Source organism: Campylobacter sp. RM12640, from assembly GCF_020137595.1.
Taxonomy (GTDB): domain Bacteria; phylum Campylobacterota; class Campylobacteria; order Campylobacterales; family Campylobacteraceae; genus Campylobacter_E.
Map to the genome: position 1 here is coordinate 1 of NZ_JACGAU010000020.1, position 13893 is coordinate 13893.

At 26.7% G+C, this 13893-nt stretch carries 17 protein-coding genes; 4 read left to right on the forward strand and 13 right to left on the reverse strand.

Translation table 11 applies throughout. The annotated features are described in order from the left end of the window. Together AVBRAN12640_RS07625 and AVBRAN12640_RS07630 are read right to left on the reverse strand one after the other, a co-directional pair. On the reverse strand, window positions 1-790 hold a 790-nt coding region (locus tag AVBRAN12640_RS07625; RefSeq protein WP_336608863.1), incomplete at its 3' end, for a molybdopterin-dependent oxidoreductase. 237 nt (window positions 791-1027) lie between these two features. Then, complete coding sequence (locus AVBRAN12640_RS07630; protein WP_336608864.1) at window positions 1028-2398, reverse strand: GntP family permease; 1371 nt, start codon at window positions 2396-2398, stop codon at window positions 1028-1030. An 82-nt stretch (window positions 2399-2480) separates the two neighbouring features. Here AVBRAN12640_RS07630 and AVBRAN12640_RS07635 point away from each other — a divergent pair, with 82 nt between their 5' ends. Further along, window positions 2481-2984 carry a gluconokinase gene (locus AVBRAN12640_RS07635; protein ID WP_336608865.1) on the forward strand — a complete coding sequence of 168 codons (504 nt, stop codon included), beginning with the start codon at window positions 2481-2483 and terminating at the stop codon, window positions 2982-2984. Here AVBRAN12640_RS07635 and AVBRAN12640_RS07640 read toward each other — a convergent pair. Further along, entirely contained in the window at window positions 2981-3454 is a 474-nt protein-coding gene (locus AVBRAN12640_RS07640) for a thioredoxin family protein (RefSeq protein WP_214118571.1), read from the reverse strand. The genes AVBRAN12640_RS07635 and AVBRAN12640_RS07640 overlap by 4 nt on opposite strands. A 75-nt stretch (window positions 3455-3529) precedes the next feature. Beyond that, window positions 3530-4243 (reverse strand): DUF4198 domain-containing protein, encoded by a 714-nt coding sequence (locus tag AVBRAN12640_RS07645; RefSeq protein WP_214120361.1) that lies wholly within the window; start codon window positions 4241-4243, stop codon window positions 3530-3532. 196 nt (window positions 4244-4439) lie between these two features. Between AVBRAN12640_RS07645 and AVBRAN12640_RS07650 the strand changes: the two genes are divergently transcribed. Continuing rightward, window positions 4440-5072, forward strand: a complete 633-nt coding sequence (locus AVBRAN12640_RS07650; protein WP_214118567.1) for a superoxide dismutase — start codon at window positions 4440-4442, stop codon at window positions 5070-5072. Between the two features lie 22 nt (window positions 5073-5094). Here the strand turns inward: AVBRAN12640_RS07650 and AVBRAN12640_RS07655 are convergent, their stop codons facing one another. The 6 genes from AVBRAN12640_RS07655 to AVBRAN12640_RS07680 are packed head-to-tail and all read right to left on the reverse strand — an operon-like array spanning window position 5095 to window position 9225. Further along, window positions 5095-5613 carry a hypothetical protein gene (locus tag AVBRAN12640_RS07655; RefSeq protein WP_214118565.1) on the reverse strand — a complete coding sequence of 173 codons (519 nt, stop codon included), beginning with the start codon at window positions 5611-5613 and terminating at the stop codon, window positions 5095-5097. Then, window positions 5606-6127, reverse strand: a complete 522-nt coding sequence (locus AVBRAN12640_RS07660) for a hypothetical protein (RefSeq protein ID WP_214118563.1) — start codon at window positions 6125-6127, stop codon at window positions 5606-5608. The genes AVBRAN12640_RS07655 and AVBRAN12640_RS07660 overlap by 8 nt, the downstream gene beginning before the upstream one ends. Next, window positions 6117-7088, reverse strand: a complete 972-nt coding sequence (locus tag AVBRAN12640_RS07665) for a hypothetical protein (RefSeq protein WP_336608866.1) — start codon at window positions 7086-7088, stop codon at window positions 6117-6119. Before AVBRAN12640_RS07665 ends, AVBRAN12640_RS07660 begins: the two co-directional genes overlap by 11 nt. Beyond that, a complete protein-coding gene (locus AVBRAN12640_RS07670) occupies window positions 7081-7716 on the reverse strand; it encodes a lysophospholipid acyltransferase family protein (protein ID WP_336608867.1) in 636 nt (211 codons plus the stop codon). Before AVBRAN12640_RS07670 ends, AVBRAN12640_RS07665 begins: the two co-directional genes overlap by 8 nt. Further along, window positions 7697-8998 (reverse strand): tRNA (N6-isopentenyl adenosine(37)-C2)-methylthiotransferase MiaB, encoded by a 1302-nt coding sequence (miaB, locus tag AVBRAN12640_RS07675; RefSeq protein WP_214118558.1) that lies wholly within the window; start codon window positions 8996-8998, stop codon window positions 7697-7699. Before miaB ends, AVBRAN12640_RS07670 begins: the two co-directional genes overlap by 20 nt. Next, window positions 8995-9225, reverse strand: a complete 231-nt coding sequence (locus AVBRAN12640_RS07680; protein ID WP_214118556.1) for an HP0268 family nuclease — start codon at window positions 9223-9225, stop codon at window positions 8995-8997. The genes miaB and AVBRAN12640_RS07680 overlap by 4 nt, the downstream gene beginning before the upstream one ends. A 118-nt stretch (window positions 9226-9343) precedes the next feature. Between AVBRAN12640_RS07680 and nusA the strand changes: the two genes are divergently transcribed. Beyond that, window positions 9344-10438, forward strand: coding sequence for a transcription termination factor NusA (nusA, locus tag AVBRAN12640_RS07685; RefSeq protein WP_214118554.1), 1095 nt, complete (start codon window positions 9344-9346; stop codon window positions 10436-10438). After that, window positions 10435-11418: a pyridoxal phosphate-dependent aminotransferase gene (locus tag AVBRAN12640_RS07690; RefSeq protein WP_336608868.1), complete on the forward strand. Its 984-nt coding sequence runs from the start codon at window positions 10435-10437 to the stop codon at window positions 11416-11418. Before nusA ends, AVBRAN12640_RS07690 begins: the two co-directional genes overlap by 4 nt. 16 nt (window positions 11419-11434) lie before the next feature. On the opposite strand, the gene AVBRAN12640_RS07695 is transcribed toward AVBRAN12640_RS07690, so the two are convergent. Genes AVBRAN12640_RS07695 through AVBRAN12640_RS07705 form a run of 3 tightly spaced genes read right to left on the reverse strand, consistent with a single transcriptional unit; the run spans window position 11435 to window position 13873 of the window. Next, window positions 11435-11998: a D-sedoheptulose-7-phosphate isomerase gene (locus tag AVBRAN12640_RS07695; protein WP_214118550.1), complete on the reverse strand. Its 564-nt coding sequence runs from the start codon at window positions 11996-11998 to the stop codon at window positions 11435-11437. Next, the gene (gene rfaE2 / locus AVBRAN12640_RS07700; RefSeq protein ID WP_239803674.1) at window positions 11988-13367 is read right to left on the reverse strand and encodes a D-glycero-beta-D-manno-heptose 1-phosphate adenylyltransferase; all 1380 of its coding nucleotides are present in this window, start codon (window positions 13365-13367) and stop codon (window positions 11988-11990) included. Before rfaE2 ends, AVBRAN12640_RS07695 begins: the two co-directional genes overlap by 11 nt. Next, window positions 13364-13873 (reverse strand): D-glycero-alpha-D-manno-heptose-1,7-bisphosphate 7-phosphatase, encoded by a 510-nt coding sequence (locus tag AVBRAN12640_RS07705; protein WP_442862256.1) that lies wholly within the window; start codon window positions 13871-13873, stop codon window positions 13364-13366. The genes rfaE2 and AVBRAN12640_RS07705 overlap by 4 nt, the downstream gene beginning before the upstream one ends. Window positions 13874-13893: the final 20 nt, after the last annotated feature.

Genomic DNA, 13893 nt, shown 5'->3' on the forward strand with positions numbered 1-13893 from the left:
CATTATATACTGGGTCAATATTAATTACTTTTATTTTTCCATCTTTAACTAATGCTTGTAATTTTTCTAAATAAGGGTAAGTTTCATGTAATGGCACACCCCAAGCAATTTGATTTGTATTAATCATATCATTTGACCATAAAACAACCACTTTTGAATGTTCTAATACATTGTCCCAAGAAGTTTGCTTAGCACTTGATTCATCAACACCACTAATATAAGGAGTAATTGCACGAATACAATGAGTTGAGTATGTAAGAGTTCTAGTAGTACAACCACCTGCTATATTTAACATTCTTCCAAGTAAGCTTTGTGGGTTATTAACGCTTCCAACGCAAAACCAACCATAACTACCACCATAAACAGCATTAGAGCCATATTTTTCATAAACTCTTTTAAGCTCATTGGCTACTAATTCATAAGCTTTTTCCCAAGTAATCTCAACAAATTCTTCTTTACCCCTTAAGTTTTTAGGAGCTTTTTCAAATCCTTTTTCTAAAACACTTTTTCTAACGCTTGGGTTTTTAATTCTATCTTGTGAATATACTCTATTTACTACACCATTCATAAGAGTTGTTGGTTTAAAATCCCCATTAAAAGCTTTAAATCCTTCAACTTTGCTACTTCTAATAATTGGATGATAAGCTCCAAAATGTGAAGCACTAATTAAGCTTTCATCTATTTTAGGAATAGCGTTTTCACCAATAAAATCAACAGCACCTAAACTTGACGCACTAGCTGCTACTCCTGCTGCACCTTTTAAAAAGCTTCTACGAGATAACTTTTCCATAAATTCTCCTTAAAATTTAAATAAAACTTAATTTTATAAGTTAGATAAAATTATAATAAAATAATTTAAGAATTAAGTAAATAGAATAATATATTCTTAATTATTATATAGATATTAAATACCCCCCCCCAATAGCAAAAAGGAATAATATATAAATATAATGAAAACTATATTATTTAAGAAAAATTAATTAAAAATGGAATTTAAAATATAATTTTAAATTCCAAAGTAAAAACACTAAAATACAAGATTAAATAAAGCTAAAATTATAAGTATTAATACAAAACCTATAACACCTATTAAAGTTTCTAATATAGTCCAAGTTTTAAGAGTTGTTTTTTCATCTAAACCAAATAAGCCTTTTACAAGCCAAAATCCAGAATCGTTAAAATGAGAGCAAACAACACTACCACAAGCTATTGCTAAAACGATAGCAACTTTATCAAATTCTGCAATTGATGTATTTGCTGCAATAATTGGTGCCATTAAACCAGCTGTTGTAGTAAGTGCAACAGTAGCTGAACCTTGAGCAATTCTAATAATTGCTGCTATTATAAAACCAGCTAAAATAACAGGAACGCCTAAATTAGCTAAAGTTCCAGCCAACGCATCACCTATTCCACTAGCTCTTAAAACACCACCAAACATACCACCTGCACCGGTTACAAGCACTACAGAACAAATTGCAGGAAGAGCTTTTTCACAATATTTTTCAAGATTTTTAGCTCCTAAACTCTTATTAAATACAATAATACAAATTATTAAAGTAATCATAAGAGCGATTGGAGTTTGACCTATTAGATTTAAAACATTAAAACATATATCATTTTTTGCGATTATTTCTAATTTTTGCATAGATGAGATAATTGCACTTATAAAAATCAATACTACAGGGGTTAATAATATAAATATTACGGTTAAGAATTTAGGTTTATGTTTAATTTCTATTTTTTCATCTTCAAATAAATCTGGTGCTTTAAAATACATTTTTTTACCAGAATAAAGCCCAAATAAATAAGAGCTAAAATACCAAGTAGGAAGACCAATAATAAGTCCTAATATTAAAACCCAACCAACATTAGCGTCTATTGTAGCTGCTGCTGCAACTGGACCTGGGTGTGGTGGTAAGAAAACATGCATTACAGAAAACGCACCAACTGAAGGAAGTGCATAAGTTAAAACAGAACCTTTTAATTTATGAGCTACGCTTAATATAACAGGCAACATTACAATTAACCCTGCATCAAAAAATATAGGGAAAGCAAAAATCAATGAAGCTAAACCTAGTGCAAATGGAGCTCTTTGCACCCCAAAAAACTCAATTAAAGTATCAGCTAAAACTTGAGCTCCACCAGAAACTTCTAAAATTTTACCTATCATAGCACCAATACCAACTAATAAAGCAACACTTGCTAAAGTTGAACCAAAACCACCAAGCATTACTCCTAAAATTTTATCAAGCGGCGTATTAGCTGCTAAAGAAGTTAAAAAACTTATTATTATTAATGATATGAAAGCATGAATTTTTAATTTCATAATCATAAATAATAATAAAACAACCGCAACTGCGGCAACACATAATAAGTAAGAAGCACTAAGCTCTTGCATTATTTCTCCTTTTATTTGAATTTATGTAATATTAAGAAAAATAGGTTAAAAATAGCAAGATTTTTATAAAAAAGGATAATTAATGAAACATTATAATATTGTTGTAATGGGAGTTTGCGGTTGTGGCAAAAGCACGATAGGTGCTATGATTGCAAATAGTTTAGGAGCAAGTTTTATAGATGGAGATGATTTACACCCAAGAGCAAATATAGAAAAAATGCAAAGTGGAAATCCATTAAATGATTTAGATAGAGAGCCTTGGCTTGAAAGAATTGCTGATGTATTTTACTCAATTTCAAGAAGAAACCGCTCTTGTGTCATAGCTTGTTCTGCATTAAAAAAACAATATAGAGATAAAATAAGACAATCTGGTAAAATTATCTTCATTCATTTACACGGCTCAAAAGAATTAATAATGCAAAGAATGAGTAAAAGAAGCGGTCATTATATGAAAGAAAATATGATTGATTCTCAATTTTCAACATTAGAATTTCCACACAATGAAGATTTAGTAATAAATATTGATATTACCCCACCTATTGGAGAAATTGTTGAAGATGCACTAATAAAACTAGACCAACTTTAATAGTTTTGCATTTCTTCAAAAATCAACATTATCTCTTCTTGCGTTAAAATACCTAAGTGATAATAAAAAGTTTCATCATTGAAATTAACTTCTTTAAATTTCTTTCCAATTTCTGATTTTGGTTTGAAATTTACTCCATCTTTTGTATAAAAAAATTGTATCGGTATTAAAGAAATTGGGAATTTATTCAATAATTCAGGATTGTCAAAAATATCAATATTTAAAATTTTTACATTCAAATTACCTAGTTCATTATAAACTGATTTTAAAATTGGCTGAAATTGATTGCAAGATGAATTACTAGTATTACAAAAATTTAACAATATATTTGAATTATAATTTTTAATAATACTATTATCTATATAAGTTAATTCAAAACCATCTGTTTTTGTATAACTACCTTCGTTGTAATAATAATACCAAATGCCAAAAGCAGCTATTAATATAGCAAAAAACACTTTTGTCTTCATTTTAAAAACCTTTAAATTTAATAAAGGTATTTTAAAATATTTCTTTTAATCCCTAACAATTAGGGATTAAAAATATTATTTAGATTTAAAACTTAAAGTAGCAGTAAGCTGTAAAGTATCTCCGTATCTATCAAGATTATAAGGCAATTTTATACCAGCTGCAATAATTTGCAAGCCATCTTGAGGTTTGCTAAGAGTTAAAGTTGCAATACCTTTTTCATCGGTTGTAATATCATCTATATCATCATTTTGGTCTTCAAATTCAACCCCACTAATAGGTTTTCCATCTAACAATACTTGAACTTTTAATTTATCACCTACTTTTTTGTCTAGTGGATTTTCTAATGGAATTATTTCAAACTTTAATCCTAAAGGCTTACTTGATGCTTCGTCCCAAGCGAATATACTTTTACCCATTTTAAATATTTTTCTAGTTTGGGTTACTTCATTTGCACCTGTAATGTCGGTAATTTCATTTCTAGCTTGAGAATAATGTTTGCCATCTTTTGTAAAAGTATAATAACCAAAATCATAATTTACACTAGCTACTGATGGATTACCTTCTATAAAGATTTTATTATTTAAATAATCATATCCAGCTTTAAGCTTTTTACCCTTAGAATCTTTTGCACTTACACCAAATATTCTATCGCTTTGAAATTGACCCCAGTGATCATCAGCCCAAAATCCAACCTTATAACCATCATCTGTTTTCATTGGAAAAAATTGATGAGCAAATGCAGAACTTGCAACAAAAATACTAGCTAATGTAATTTTACTTAACTTCATAACATATCCTTTTTTTTAAATTAATTTGATATTGATTATTATATGAATTATTTATTAATTTTTTCTTAATTTGATAATAATTTTAATTTTCTTTAATAAATATATTTTTTACAGATAAAAAAGGATTTTAAATAAGATAAATATTATCTTTTTTTTGATATATTTTTAATACAAATTTTAAAATTAAGGAGAAAAGATGTTTAAATTAAGAACATTAAATTATGCGACAAATGCGTTTTCAGGCTTTTTAACTGAAGAAACTTTCAATTATCACTATGGTAAACACCATCAAACTTATGTTAATAATCTTAACAATTTGATTGCTGGAACAGAATTTGAAAAAAAAGATTTAGTTGATATTATCTTAACTTCTAAAGAAGGTATTTTTAACAATGCTGCACAAGTTTATAATCACGATTTTTATTTTGACTGCATTAGTCCAAAAGAAAGTAAAATGAGTGCTGAATTAGAAAAAGCAATTAATGAAGCTTTTGGAACCTGTTCAAACTTTAAAGATGAATTTATAAAAGGTGCTACAGGCTTATTTGGTAGTGGATGGTTTTGGCTTGTATATAATACTACAAGTAAAAAACTTGAATTAGTAAAAACAAGCAATGCAGCAACTCCAATTACTGATAAATTAATTCCTTTATTAGTTGTTGATGTTTGGGAACACGCTTATTATATTGACCACAGAAATGCAAGAGCAGCTTACCTTGAAGGTTTTTATAAGCATATTAATTGGGAATTCGTATCAAGTGCTTACGAATGGGCTTTAAAAGAAGGCTTTAATTCTGTTAAATTCTATGCAAACGAATTGCATAAATAATTCTTAGCCTACTTTTGTAGGCTTATCTTTTATATACTTGAATGTTAAATTGTGCTTTTATCAAATTCTTATCAGATTTTAAAACTATTGGGAAATGAACTCGTAAAATATTTGGAAAATTATCTAAAGAATCTATGAAATCATAAAAAATAGTTGGACTTGTTATTTTTGTGCTTACTGATAACTGATAGCTTACATAATCTTCGCTAAAATCTAAATTCTTATCTAAATTCACTTCATCAAAAAAAGTCTTGCAATGATTTTTAAATTTTTCAATATCAAATTCATTATGAATTTTTGCTAAATTGGTTTTATTTTCTGATAAATAATCATTTAATTGTCTTTCAATACTTTCATTTTTTGCTTTATTTTGCTGAAATTTTGAATTTGAAGAGCTTAAAACTTCATTTGCAACTTTTAATTTATTTACACTTGGGATTATAAGCAAAGCACTAAGAGTAAAAATAGTAATCAAAAATATACTCAACCATAATAGCAACTTTACTATATCAATTTTACTCATACTATTATCTTTATTCATTAAAACCCTCAGAATTTTCAATAGTGTTAATGCTTACAAAGTTATACCAACCAGAATTTAATTGTATAAAATTAGTTTTTGATGTTTCAAAAATACTTTGAAGCGGTGTTTGCAATAAATTATTATAAATTTCTTTTGTTGGAGTAATTCCTTTAATCAATAAGCTTTTTTGCTCCATTAAAACTTCATTTAAAACTATACTATCAGGAACTAAGTCAAATAAATTTTTTATACTCTTTTTTAAATTTATATTAGAAGCTTGTATATCACTTACTAAAGCTATATATTCTTTATTTAAAATAATTTCATTCCTATTTTTTCCTATTAATTCTATCATTTTATCACTATTTTCTTTGGCTTGTTGTGCGTCGCTATATGCTAATTCTTGTTTTATTTTTATAAATACAGCAAAAAATATAATTACAAAAATAATGAAGATTAAAAAATAAAAGCATAATTTATTAAATTTATTTAATATAGGTTTTTGTTCAGCATTTTTAAGACTATATATCAATTTTTGCTCCTAAATCATTACTGCTTAATTTTAACATTTCCTTAAATATATCAATTGTATATACAATAGGCTTTATTAATAATTCACTTTCAATATAAGAATGCATAGCTTTAGAGCTTTTTTCGTGTTCAAATATAATAATATTATTAATAAAATCACTATCATAAATATTGTTATTATAAAATTCTTTAATCGCACTATTTATATATTCAAATATTTGCATATCCAAGCTAAATGATTGTAAATTTTCATTCAAATCAGAATTTAAATCAGCTCCTAAATCAAAATTATCATCAACCTTTACATTATCAAATTCATCAAAATCAAGTTCTTCTAATGTATCGTTATTGCTATCTAATTCAATTTCTTCTTCTAATTCTAAAGTTTGATGGTCTTCTTCATTATCTTTGTTGATTTTAAGCTCAAAATAACTACCAAATTTAAATTTCTTACCATCATAAATCATTAAAGTAATGAATTCTCCGTATTTTAACACAAATAAACTTATACCATCAAATACAAAACCATCTGATTTTTTATCTTGAATTAGCTTAAACAATATGCTAAAAGGAGAATAAATTAAATCCACTTGCAATTCATCAAAAACAATATCAGCATTGATTAATTCAGTTTTAGCCGCATACAAAAACGAATTATCAAAGATTTTTAAATTAACAGCACTGCTATCAACACCAAATTTTTGTAAATCTGTTTTATTGATTGTCGGCACCATTCCTTGACCGATACTAGTAAATAAAAGTGAAACATAAGTAAAATAATGATTATCAATTAAGGTTTTTATATATTTTAGTAATTTATTTTTATCTTCTTCAATAAAAGTTCTTTGATGAATTTTAATAATTTTTTCATTTTTAACAGAATAAGCTTCTATACTACAACTTTTATCCTTAATTACTAAATTAATAAAAATAGTTGATAGGTATTTTCTTATATTAAACATAAAAACCTTCTTCATTTAATTTAAGCTCTAGTTTATTAAATTCCTTATTTATTAAATTAACAGAGTTTGCTTCATCTAATAATATCGGTTTTGAAATAATATAAGCAATTGTAGAAAATGGCTTAGCTAAAATCATCTTATCCCAACTTTTAGCCCTATAAAATCTACTTGCAGCATTATCAAAAATAATCGTAGGAATTTTATATTTTAAAGCTATTTTATAAGAGCCTGCTGAAATACTATGATAAGGTCCTCTAGGTCCATCAGGAGTAATATATACATCATGACCTTGCCCTAAAAGACTTTTAATTTCAAGCAATGCTTTAACTGGAGAATCATAAGTGCTACCCCTAACAGCATTTATATTAAAGTATTTCATAACACTAGCAATTAATTCTCCATCTTTGTGATTACTTATTAATACATAAGGCTTTTTTTTATAACCATTTTTCTTCATATAAGCAAAAATAAAAGCCATCATAGTAAGTTTTCCATGCCAAAAAAGCACTATGCAAGGCTCTTTAGGTAAAGTTTTTTCTCCATAAAATCTTTTTTTACAAGTTAAATAAATAATATTTAAAAGTATAAATATTATAAAAGCTAAAATTTTAACTTTGTATTTCGCCATAAAGGGTTGTCCTAGAAGTCTTTGTAATCTTTACATTAACCATTTTTCCAAGCAATTCTTCGCTACCATTTACAACTATTAAGAAATTATTATCACTTCTTCCTGCTATAGTTTGATTTTCTCTTAATTCTTCAAAATATACTTTATAAGTTTTATTTAATTGTGCTGCACTAATCTCATCTAAAATTTCATTGTATAAACTTTGTAATTTAGTTAGCCTTGCACTTGCTATATTTTCAGGAATTTGATTTGGCATTGTTGCTGCAGGTGTTAGTGGTCTTTTAGAATACTTAAATGAAAAAATTTGCTCAAATCTAATTTTTCTCATTACATCAAGTGTTAATTCAAAATCTTCATCGCTCTCACCAGGAAATGCCACGATAATATCTGTTGATATACTAGCACTTGGAACTAATTCTCTTAATTTTAAAGCCCTATTTATAAACCATTCTCTAGTATAGCCACGCTTCATAGCTTTTAAAATACTTGTGCTACCACTTTGTAAAGGCATATGCATACTTTTACAAATTTTAGGATTTTTTGCAAAAGTTTCTAAAAACTTATCATCCATATGAAGTGGGTGTGGGCTAGTAAATCTAATCCTTTCAAGCCCATCAACCTCGCTAATCTCATTTAAAAGGTCTGAAAAATCCATTTTAGGATGGTTACTTGAAAATCTTTTACCATAATTATTTACATTTTGTCCTAGCAAAAATACTTCACTAGCTCCGTTGCTAACGGCTTTTTTTACTTCATTTAAAATAATATTTTTTGGAATACTTAGCTCATCACCACGAGTGTGTGGGACGATACAATAAGCACAATGCTTATCACAACCTATCATAATATTTACATAGCTTTTATAAATACTATTTCTAAAATCAGCAAAAGCAAAATCGCTTTCATCGTAATTTATATCATTACTTATAAATTTTGGAGTTTTAATTGCTTCTGTTATACGGCTAATATTTCTTGCACCTAACACAAAATCAACTTGTGGAGCACGCTTAAAAATCTCGCTACCTAAATGAGAAGCCGTGCAACCACAAACGCCTATTTTTGCTCCTTCTTTTTTCTCTTTTAAAAAACCACCTACTTCACTAAAAAGCTTATGGACTGGTTTTTCACGCACACTACAAGTATTTATTAATATTAAATCAGCTTCTTTTTTATCTGTAGTTACTTCATAACCTTCTTTAGTGGTAAGCTCTGCAATCATACGCTCACTATCGCGAACATTCATTGCACAGCCTAAAGTTTCTATATATAATTTTTTACTCAAAGTATATGTACCTCATAAATAAATTCATCTTCTACTAAACCATATTTAACCGTATTTACATATACCTTAAAATTATTTAATTTTTCAACTAATTTTGTAATATCTTCACTAGAATTTGAATGGTCTAAAAATATAACCTTTTTTTCTTCAAGTATTTTTATAACTTCTTCAATAGTAACTTCTTTTGGTTTTGAATTTAAAGTTTGTTTTGCTAATTTAAATTTCATCTCATATCCTTTTTTAAATTAAAAAAATAAAATAATAACAAAAAGTTCTTTCATTAAACTTATTAAAAGTTATTTTTTATATAATAATAGTCTTCAAACTTCAATTAAAGGTAAAATCTTGGAAAGAATAGTAGATATAATAGAATCAATTGCGAATGAGAAATCATTGCCAATAGAAGAAGTAAGTGAGCGTGTAGTAAAAGCTATTACAAATACTGCTAAAAGACTTTTTGGTGATGATAAAGAATTTAGTGTAGATGTTAAAAAAACTCTTTGTGTATATCAAAATCTAGTAGTTGTTGCAAATAATGATGAATTAGCTAATAATGAAAGTAAATATATTAGCCTTGATAAAGCAAAATTAGAATCAAGTGAAGTAGAAATCGGAGATACTTTAAAATATGAAATATCTTTTGCAAATCTTGATAGAACTGCAATAAATTGGCTTTATAAAGAATTAGAATATAATGTGCAAAGACTTGTAGAAGAAAAATTATTTGAAAAATACCAAAGTATGGTTGATAGATTAATTTTTGGAACGGTAGTATTTGTTGATAATGATGAAAATACTTTCATAGAATTTGATGAAATTAGAGCAGTATTACCTAGAAAAAATCGTATAAAAGGCGAAAAATTTAAAGTTGGTGATGTATTAAAAGCAGTTATTAGAAAAGTTAGTGTTGATAAAAAACTAGGCTTAAAGGTTGAAATTTCAAGAACTTCTCCTAAATTTTTAAATGCACTTTTAATGCTTGAAGTTCCAGAGATTAAAGATGGTGCTATAGAAATTATTAATTGCGCTAGAATTCCTGGTGAAAGAGCTAAAGTTTTATTAAAAGCTAACTCAATCAATATTGATGCTGTAGGTGCTAGCGTTGGAACAAAAGGTGTTAGAATTAATGCTATTAGTAAAGAATTAAATGGCGAAAATATAGATTGTATAGAGTATTCTAACGAACAAGCTATTGTAGTTTCTCGTGCTTTAGCACCTGCAATTATTAATTCAGTTACGATTGATAACGACATAGCTAAGGTTGTAATAAATCACGACCAAAAAAGTAAAGCTATAGGTAAGCAAGGAATTAATATTAGGTTATGCAATATGCTAACAGGACTTAATATTGAATTAATTGAAGTTGGCACTGAAGCAGAAAATCATATAAGCTCAGAAGAAGCAAAAGCAAATCTTGAAAATCTATTTAAAAATATATGATTGATTTAAGCAAAAACGAAAATACTTGTAATACTTTAGATATTAAAGAGATAATTAATAGTATTGAATTTAATAAGTATTCTTTTGATAAAAATTATAAATTATTAGATGAATTAGCTAATTTTTATAATTTAAAAAGTGATAATTTTGTTCTAGGTAATGGCTCAAGTAATGTTATTTATATGAGCCTTTTAGCATTTTATAAATATTCAAATTCCAATGTTCATTTAATATCACCATTACCTACTTTTGACTTAACACTTTATTATGCTAAAAATATAGGTTATAGTATTGATGGGTTTTACTTAGATAGTGAGTTTAATTTTGATATAAATAAAATAAAAATAATCCCAAATAAAATAAATATAATCTATCTTGTAAATCCAAACAATCCAACAGGCCTAATGCTAAGCAAGAAAGATTTAAATGAATTAAACTCAATTTGCAAAGATAATGTATATATGCTTTTAGATGAGGCTTATTGTGAATTTGCTGATGATTTTTATAGTTTAGAATTTGCAAAAAATCCAAATATTTTACATATTAGAACATTTTCTAAAATGTATTCATTAGCAGGTTTAAGAGTTGGATATGGGATAGCTCACACTAGATTAATATCAATTTTAAAAGATTTTTTTAGTCCTGATGCTATTAATGCTTTTGCTTTAGAGTGTGCGATTTTTGCCCTAAAACAAAAAGACTTTGCAAAAACTACAAGAAAAATTATTAACGATAATAAAGCTTTATTAGAAAATGAATTTGAAACTTTAAATATAAAATATTTTAAATCTCATACTAACTTTATTTTACACGAAATTAAAAGCACAAAATATGCTGATTTTATGAAAGAATGCGAGATAATAGTTGGAAGACCTATAGATAATTATCCTTTATTAAATAGAATTAGCATAGGAAATATTAAACAATTAAAAGAATTTACAAAAGCATTAAGGCTAGCTAAAAATCATAATTTAGTTTGAGCTTTAAGCTCAAACCTTATTTATCTTTAAAATAATTATCCAGTATTTCACAAATACAATGTATTGTGAAAATATGAATTTCTTGTATTCTTGGCGTATCCTTACTAGGTGCTTTTAGGGCAAAATACGGACTATTTTCTAATTTTTCACTAGCTAATAAAACGCATTTGCAACCAATTTTTCTAGCTTCTTCAAGTGCTAAAATAACATTTTTACTAGTCCCGCTAGTGCTTATACCAAACACTATATCTTCACTTTTAGCAATAGCATTTACTTGCCTACTAAACACATATTCATAGCCATAATCATTACCGATTGCAGTTAGTGCTGAAGTATCTGTGCTAAGTGCAATAGCACTAAGACCATTACGCTCACATTTATATCTTCCACTAAGTTCGGCTGCAAAATGTTGAGCATCTGCAGCACTACCACCATTGCCAAAAATCAATAATTTTTTACCATTTTCCAAAGCTTTTTTTATAATATCAGCTACTTGAATAATATCTTTTAAATACTCTTCATTAATATTATCATAAGCTTTTTTGTGCTCGTTTAACTCATTTTTTAATTTATTTAACATATAACTCCTTTATTTTTTCTATAATATTTGTGGTTGAATATCCTGTTTTAAATTCTATTAATTTTACTTCTTTTGCATATGATGAGCCAACAACTTCTTTTCCTTCATAATCAGCACCTTTTACCAATATATCAGGCTCTAAAGTTTTAATTAAATTAATTGGCGTATCTTCACTAAATTCACAAACATAATCTACAAATTCTAAAGCACACATCATAGCTTTTCTAGTCATTATATTATTAATTGGTCTATTTTCACCTTTTAATCTCTTAATACTTTCATCAGAATTTAAACCAACAACTAAAATATCTCCTAACTCCTTAGCTGCTCTTAAATAACTAAGATGCCCGTAATGCAAAATATCAAAACAGCCATTGGTAAAAACTATTTTTTTACCTTTACTAAGTTGTTTAATCTCATCTATATTTTTAAATTTATAAAATTCATTATCAAAATTTATAATCTCATCAAGCCCTACGCTAACAGCCCCTATCTTACCTACAACAATAGCAGCAGCTTTATTAGCTAAATCTATACTTTTACTAATATTAAAATCATTCGCTAAGAAAAATGATAATGATGAAATCACGCTATCTCCAGCACCGGTTACATCAAAAACTTCTTTAGCTAAAGCATAATGGCGATTTAATTTATTATCATAAACAGCAGCAATTCCATTGCTACCTAAAGTAATTAATGGTATTTTTAAATCCAATTCTTTTTGTAATTTTTCTAATGATTTTAATAATATATCATCATCATATTCATTAAAATTACCTAAAAATTCACAAGCTTCTTTGTAATTAGGTGTTATTAAATCTATGCCTTTAAACTTATAAAAATCTTTCTTAGGGTCTGCTAGGCTTAAAGTATTACTATCTTTTGCAAATTTAATTATTTTTTGTGCTAAATAAGGACTAACAACTCCTTTATCATAATCGCTAAAAATAATTACATCATATTTATCATTGCGTATTTTATCAAATAATTCATCAGCTAATTTATCGCTAATTTGCTCTGTGCTTTCTATATCTATTCTTACTATTTGCTGATTTGAGCCAAAAATACGAGTTTTTGTAGAAGTTTTTCTATCTTTTTGCTTAATTATATGGCAAGTTATATTTTGTTTTTGCAATTCGTTTTCAATAAATTTAGCACTATCATCATCTCCAATAACACTTAAAATACTAACATTTGCACCTAATTTTGCAAGATTATTAGCCACATTTGCCATACCACCTAAGACTTTTTTCTCACTTTTAGGAGTGATTACTGGAACTGGTGCTTCTGGACTAATTCTAGTGCAATTTGCAAAAACATAAATATCGTGTATTAAATCTCCAATTACTAAAGCTTTAATATTTTTCATTCATAGTCCTTTTTTATATCTAATAAATTATTCACTTTTTTACAATATTCAAATTCTTTTAAATCTTCATTAAACAAATAACGATTATTAATATTTGCATTTATAGCCGCTTGCATATCACTTACTTTATCGCCTATAAAAATTGAATTAAATAAATCTAAATTAAATTCTTTAGCTGCTTGTAAAATAAGACCAGCTTTTGGTTTTCTACATTCACAATTATCACTAGGTATATGTAAACAAGAATAAATTTTACTTATATTAATTTTATGATTTTTAAACTCATTTAAAATTACTTCATTAAAAATATCCATTTGCTCTTTTGTAAAATACCCACGCCCTACTCCACTTTGATTTGTAATTATAAAAATCAAATAATCTTTATCTTGAAAGAATTTAACTATCTCAAAAATATTAGGCATAAATACTAATTTTTCTAATTCATAAACATAAGAAAAATCCTTATTAATTACCCCATCTCTATCTAAAAATAAAGCCTTTTTCATATTTTTTAATTCCATTTTTC